Origin of the sequence: Pedobacter sp. BS3, from assembly GCF_008274585.1 — a bacterium.
Lineage (GTDB): Bacteria > Bacteroidota > Bacteroidia > Sphingobacteriales > Sphingobacteriaceae > Hufsiella_A.
The window spans coordinates 184536-190776 of the sequence record NZ_VTRT01000008.1 but is presented as its reverse complement, the minus strand read 5'-3'; the positions used below and the strand labels follow the sequence as shown (position 1 = coordinate 190776).

Below are 6241 nucleotides of genomic sequence, written 5' to 3'. Positions count from 1 at the left end.
ACCATTCCGTTGCAGCTGATCTCCTACCATATTGCCGTGCTGCGTGGCTGCAATGTGGACCAGCCCCGTAACCTGGCTAAATCCGTCACCGTGGAGTAAGAGATACTAAAATGGCTCATCATAGTGCGCAACCGGGTTTGAAGTTAAAAAGACCGGCAATATGGTATACATTAAATCTTGTTAAAAATAAGTTTTTAGTGTTCAGCATTTTGTCTTCAGACTTTGAAAATATAGAGAAACTTAAGAAATCAATACATGATTTTGTTTCAGTCATAACGGATATTCCGATAATTTTTCCGGTAACCAACGACGTTTTACAACTTCTGAGTGCACAACAGATTAATGCCGGAAATCTGCATACAGTGGTGGCTTTGGATAGAAAAGAAGTTAATTTCCTGCTGATTCACGCATTAGGATTAGTGGTAGTGCAATCATATACTGAAGCCGATGCATCAGCGGTTGGATTAAGTTGTTACACCATACCATCCCTGAATCGCGGTATGTAAATCCGTTATTCTCAAACGGTAGTGTCTCTCTGAATATCTCTTTAAATAAATTATCAAGAACTAAACTAAAATGGAAACATGAAAACAATGACAAAATTCATCCCGTTATGTATTGGAGTGTGCATAACGATGTTGGCAAAGGCAAACATTCGGCCAAATGCCTCCCATCCGTCGAAAGCCCAGGCTATTATTGATCCATCTGACGTTACCGGGTTACGCCCGGCTACCTTAGGTCTATCTTTAGGCTTTCAGGGAATTGGTATTGAAAGCTATGCGTTTTTAGGATCACGCTGGCAATTGCATGCAGGAGCTTCTTATCTTCCGTTTCAGGGTTCAAAAAACTACCTGGCATTTCCTTCCAGAGCAGTAAGCATGAATTTAAATGCTAATATTGCTCAGGCTCATTTGTTATTGGATTTTGACCTTTTTCCTAATGCATACGCTGAAACAGTACAGAATATAGCGTTAAGTGCCGGCATTTCCTACTTTGTTTCTGCTAAAGGTACAGCAAAAATGAAACTGAAAGACCCTTACTACTACGGGGATATTCAGTTAAGTCCGGATGAAGTAGGTGAACTGACTGCTGAATCAAACTGGAAAGGATTTGCCCCATATGTAGGCTTAGCTTTGAACAACTTGCGAATTTCTAACCGTGTTGGATTAAATATTGGCGTTGGTACGTTTTACCTGGCTTCTCCTTCGGTAAAATTAAATGGAACGAATTATTTAGCTGATAATTATCAAAATCAACAGCAATTAAAGCATAACCTTGATAAATATTATCGATGGATGCCTTCATTCCAGGTCACCTTTAATTATTCTTTAATTAATAATATTTTTTAGATATGAGAACTAAGTTGTATGTACTTTCTGTAACGGTATTAATGGTTTTGTTGTCTTTAAGTTGTAACAAAGCTAAAGAGAATATCGATATTTTAATAAACGCTGATATTATTCATTATTCGGTATTGTTTGATGTCCGGGAAGCCACCACAGGTAATGTTCCGGAAGGATTGAGTGTCAGTGCAATTGGACAAGATGCAGGTGTGGTGTACGATATCAGCGGAAATAAAAATCTGTCAATGGACGGCGGCTTGCTTACATTAGGTATAGATCCCCATTATGATCCTCAGGGAGGAAATCCATTGAAGTTTAGTTTAAAAATAACAGGTGAAGGCTATGCTACCATGATTGTACCTGTAACTATTAATGAGGAGCAGTTTCACCAGGTAAAGAATGTTAAACTGTTAAAGCTTAGTAATCCTCCGGCATCGGTTACCGTTGTGAATACAAATGAAGCACTTGCTACTAACAGTACACCTGCGCAACCTATCGTGGTAAGCTCTCCGGCTACAACCGATGTGCCTGAAATTGTTACGGTTACGGTACCTGCCGGCACTAAATTTTTAGACAATTCAGGAACCCAGATTAACGGTAATTTACTGAACCTATCGGTAGTTAATTATAATGCACAAAATTCAGATAATAACGATCTGTTTCCAGGAGGCACTTTTGCAGCCGAAGATGTAAACGGGCCTAATGGTCAAACCATATCAACCTATTTTACTACAGCAGCGGTTGCAAAAGTTACGTTCACGATTAATGGACAGGAAGTCAAAAAATTTGATCAGCCTATTTCCCTATTATTAGAAGTTAACCCTTCATATAAAATGGCTGGAACCAATGATGCGGTAAAGGTTGGAGATAAATTATCTATTTGGAGCTATTCGGAGGATACAGGTAAATGGAGTTACGAAAAAGAGGGAACGGTTACTCTGGTAAACGGCAAGTTTGTAGTTGAATTTACTACTAATCACCTTACGTATTACAGTTTAAATGAGTATGTCGAAACTACTTCATGCAGTAGTCCAAATTTGGTATTTAACGCAAGTTGGCTTAATGTTAATACGCAACCTATGGTGTTGCAAATCTGGAATAGCGATGGTAGTAAACTTCTGGAAACCAATACTGTAATTGTTAGTAATGGTTTAGAATATGCGCTTAATAATTTACCCTCATACGCAGTAAGTTACAAAGTGCTGACCACTTCGGGCGAACAACTGGCCGTGGGCACTATTGCTAATCCATGCTCTGGAGGACGATTAAATGTACAGGTTGCCGCTCCTGCTGTTCCTGTTGTAGGAGTAACCTTATCTTTAACAGTAAAATGTCCTAATAAAGGAATAGTAACACCACCCGATTTTTATTTGTATTACAAAACAGCAGGTGCCGCAGATGCAACCTATAAACTGCTTGGCGTAGTTAAAAAGGGAAAACTTACAACTACGCTCTTGCAACTTGGCCAACGCTATGATTTTAAAGCGCAATGGGGAGATCATGTAAAGATTATTAAAAACTATCTGATTGATAAGAATAATTTAAGTACTACAGTTGGACTTGATGATCATATCGGCGATATATCACCTGAAAAAAACCGGGCGATATTGATTGAGGAATGTAGTAAAATATAAGTTGTTTACAGTATAAGATCATGTAGTACGGGGGTGTCTAAAAAGCCTGATTTTCCGTCATCCTGTTTAAGGAGCTATTCACCCCCGTACGTTCACAGAAAAGCTGAGCAATAATAAATTAACGATGACATTTTTCTTACTCTATAAGGCAGCTCGCGATAGCTGGGCGGAAAAATATATATGGCAGTCTTTACCGGCAACGCTGCTTATGGATTATGTATTTTTTGTTTTACTGCTTCTCAGGACGTAAACCGCATCCACTATAGCCGATGGTTATAGAAACTATTGTCCTTAAGTATGGCCCGAACTTATAAGGCTATTTTTTACTAACGATATGCATTAAATGAAGTTTCATGCTTTAAGAGCGTGAAATTGTATTGAAAAATATCCATGATACCACAGCTTGCCAATTTAAAGACAGTAAATTATCGGGAGCTTTTTAATCATTGTCCGCTACCCCAGTTAGTATTCAATGCAGATACTTTTCAGGTTCTGGATGCAAATTTAATGGCCGTTAAAGCGTATGGTTACACATACGATGAGTTTCTGGGTATGGATATTAGGAATTTATGGCCTGGTAAAATCTCCGGTTTTAATCATGCCATAACCGGGATAAAAACAGGTGATCCCGCTACTGCAATATGGAACAAGCATGTAAAAAAGAACGGCCAGGCATTTTGTGTGAAATTAACAGGCCGGCCGGTTGCCTTTTCAGATAACAAGGTCATACTTCTTACCATATCGGTTCTTACACCGGTTACACAAAACACGCCGGTTCTGGCAGAAAAAAGGCTTCAGGCTTTGCTACAGCATAGCACAGACCTGATGGCTGTTATTAATTCAGAAGGCCTGTATACCTACATAAGTCCTGCTGTAGAAAAGTACTGGGGTGTAAAAAGCCGGGATGTACTGGGTTATAACAGCTTTTCTTTCATCCACCGCGAAGATCGCGTTCGCGTTTTAAAAGAATTCAGCAAAATAGGTAAAGAGCCGGAGGTTAAGATATTGCCGTTCAGGTATGTTTACAGTAAAAGGCATTACCGGTGGGTAGAGGTTACGCTGGTAAATGCATTTAATGATCCTGCGGTAAACGGAACCATCATTACCTCGCGGGATGTAACGGCCTGTTTGGAAGCTAACAGGAAGCTGATTGAGCATGTAAAACGTTATAATATTTTATCAAAAGCAACAAGCGATGCTATCTGGGAGTGGGATCTCATTTCCGGTAAAATTACCTGGAACAGGGGATTAAAGGGAATTTTTGGACATGAACCAATCCAGGCAGGTTCTGTAAAGTGGTGGTATGATCATATCCACCCGGATGATATAGAGCGTATCAAAAAGAAGGTACAGGCCGGTATTGCCGGTAAAATTGAAAAAAGAAAAGAAGAGTACCGTTTTCGCTGCGCCGATGGTAGCTACAGGCACGTTCTTGAACGCAGCTTTCTTGATATATCCGGTGCGGGTATCCCGTTAAGGCTTATTGGCGCCATGCAGGATATTACAGAAAAAAAGCAGAAAGAAGAAGAGCTTCGCGAGAACCTGAAGCGTTATCAGCTGATCTTTAATGTCACGCATGATGCTATTTATGAATGGGATATTATGGATAATTCCATTATATGGAACCGCTCTATAGCATCTGTTTTCGGATATAATTTAACCACTGTAAATGTTACTAAAGAATGGTGGATCGGTAAAATTCATCCGGATGATGCCAATAAGGCTAACGGGCAGCTTGACCATGCTACCCGGAATAACTACCTGAGCTTAACCCGGCATTATCGTTTCCGGTGTGCCGATGGGGCATACAAGTTTATAGTAGACCATTGTAAAATAATTTACAGCGGCGGCACAGCCGTTAAGGTAATAGGCGCCCTGAAGGATATCGATGAGTTAGAGAAGATCTATATTGAAAACAAAAGACTGATCAGCCTGATAGAGAAAATTGATAATGTGATCATTATTACAGATCCGGAAGGTAAAATAACCTGGGTTAATACGGCCTTTACATCACTCACCGGGTTCTCATTCCGGGAAGCCCTGGGAAGATCTCCGGGGCTGCTTTTGCAGGGCAGCGAGACAGATGAAAATACCAGGAACAAAATGCGCTATGCACTTTTAAACCGGCAGTCTTTTTCTGTTGAGATAGTAAATTACACCAAAACCGGCAGAAAATACTGGGTAAGAATTACATGCACAGCAGTATTTGATGATAAGGGCAATCTGTCGGGGTTTGTGGCTATAGAGCAGGAGATCACAGAAAAAAAAGAACGCGAAGCCCGGTTAAGCAGGCAAACAGAAATATTAAAAAGGGTAGCCTGGATGAGCTCGCATGAAATACGAAGGCCGGTAGCAAATATTCTGGGCATAATAGATATAGCAGGTGTATGTAATGATGAACCTGAACGTAACGAATACTGGATATTATTAAAGCGTTCGGCGCTTGAGTTAGATCATATCATCAAAAATATTTCTGATACCATTCATCATCATGACCTGTAAGGATATAAGAACACCCTTTTTCAAATGTCTTAAAAATCTGAAAAAGGGTGCTGAGAAAATCCGGATAAGGCCGGGGTATGCATTAATGTCTCCAGCATTCCATCATAGAATACTTTGAAACAAGCTCGGCCCGTGATTTAACATTAAGTTTTAAATAAATATTCTGCAAATGAAAGCTAACGGTAGACAAGCTTACGCACTGCTCATTTGCAATTTCTTTATAAGTTAAGCCTTTGAAAACCTCTCTCGCAAATTCCTGTTCGCGTTTAGTTAAAACCTGCCATTCCGGGTGCGATTCGTTTTTAATCGAATCAACAATGATCTTAGCTATTTGGGGCCCCAATGCGCATCCCCCGGTGTGCACTATAGAAATAGCGTTAAAGATCTCGTAAAAATTTCCTGTCTTTAAAATGTAACCCGATGCACCGTGCTTAATTACAGAAATAAGCTCCCTGGGATGAACCTCGTCGGTTAAAAAGATCTGCTTTGCCGTGGTGTACTGGTTCAGGTGTTTAATATCACTAAGACGTATTGTTTTTTGGTCGAGCAATAAAATATCTAATTTCTCTAACGTTTTGGGCTCCTTTTTACATTCATTTAAATCATGGTACTGGCATTCTACATTAAAATTAACAAACCTCTTTAAATAGTTACTGAGACTGGATAGAAAGTAGGTGTCTTTGTCAATTATTCCTATTGATATCATATTGTGAGAGAATTAAGTTTCGGCTAACATCGAGAGCATTCATCTTATACAAAGAA

Annotated in this window: 5 protein-coding genes; 4 read left to right on the top strand and 1 reads right to left on the bottom strand. The window is 39.7% G+C overall.

Annotated features, from left to right (window positions below):
• Nucleotides 1–110: 110 nt before the first annotated feature.
• The 4 genes from FW774_RS18545 (at nucleotide 111) to FW774_RS18530 (ending at nucleotide 5479) form a co-directional block, all read left to right on the top strand.
• Nucleotides 111–506, top strand: coding sequence for a hypothetical protein (locus FW774_RS18545; RefSeq protein ID WP_149349726.1), 396 nt, complete (start codon nucleotides 111–113; stop codon nucleotides 504–506).
• Nucleotides 507–584: 78 nt separating this feature from the next.
• Nucleotides 585–1349: a hypothetical protein gene (locus FW774_RS18540; protein WP_149349724.1), complete on the top strand. Its 765-nt coding sequence runs from the start codon at nucleotides 585–587 to the stop codon at nucleotides 1347–1349.
• A gap of 2 nt (nucleotides 1350–1351) precedes the next feature.
• Entirely contained in the window at nucleotides 1352–2977 is a 1626-nt protein-coding gene (locus FW774_RS18535; RefSeq protein WP_149349722.1) for a hypothetical protein, read from the top strand.
• A 390-nt stretch (nucleotides 2978–3367) separates the two neighbouring features.
• On the top strand, nucleotides 3368–5479 hold the full coding sequence (locus FW774_RS18530; protein WP_149349720.1) for a PAS domain S-box protein: 2112 nt from the start codon (nucleotides 3368–3370) through the stop codon (nucleotides 5477–5479).
• Between the two features lie 82 nt (nucleotides 5480–5561).
• On the opposite strand, the gene FW774_RS18525 is transcribed toward FW774_RS18530, so the two are convergent.
• Nucleotides 5562–6185 (bottom strand): response regulator transcription factor, encoded by a 624-nt coding sequence (locus FW774_RS18525; RefSeq protein WP_149349719.1) that lies wholly within the window; start codon nucleotides 6183–6185, stop codon nucleotides 5562–5564.
• Between the last annotated feature and the right edge of the window lie 56 nt (nucleotides 6186–6241).

What these genes read in the sequence shown, in the direction of transcription:
- FW774_RS18545 (WP_149349726.1), top strand. Translation starts at nt 111, where the DNA reads ATGGCTCATCATAGTGCGCAACCGGGTTTGAAGTTAAAAAGACCGGCA.
- FW774_RS18540 (WP_149349724.1), top strand. Translation starts at nt 585, where the DNA reads ATGAAAACAATGACAAAATTCATCCCGTTATGTATTGGAGTGTGCATA.
- FW774_RS18535 (WP_149349722.1), top strand. Translation starts at nt 1,352, where the DNA reads ATGAGAACTAAGTTGTATGTACTTTCTGTAACGGTATTAATGGTTTTG.
- FW774_RS18530 (WP_149349720.1), top strand. Translation starts at nt 3,368, where the DNA reads ATGATACCACAGCTTGCCAATTTAAAGACAGTAAATTATCGGGAGCTT.
- FW774_RS18525 (WP_149349719.1), bottom strand. Translation starts at nt 6,185, where the DNA reads ATGATATCAATAGGAATAATTGACAAAGACACCTACTTTCTATCCAGT.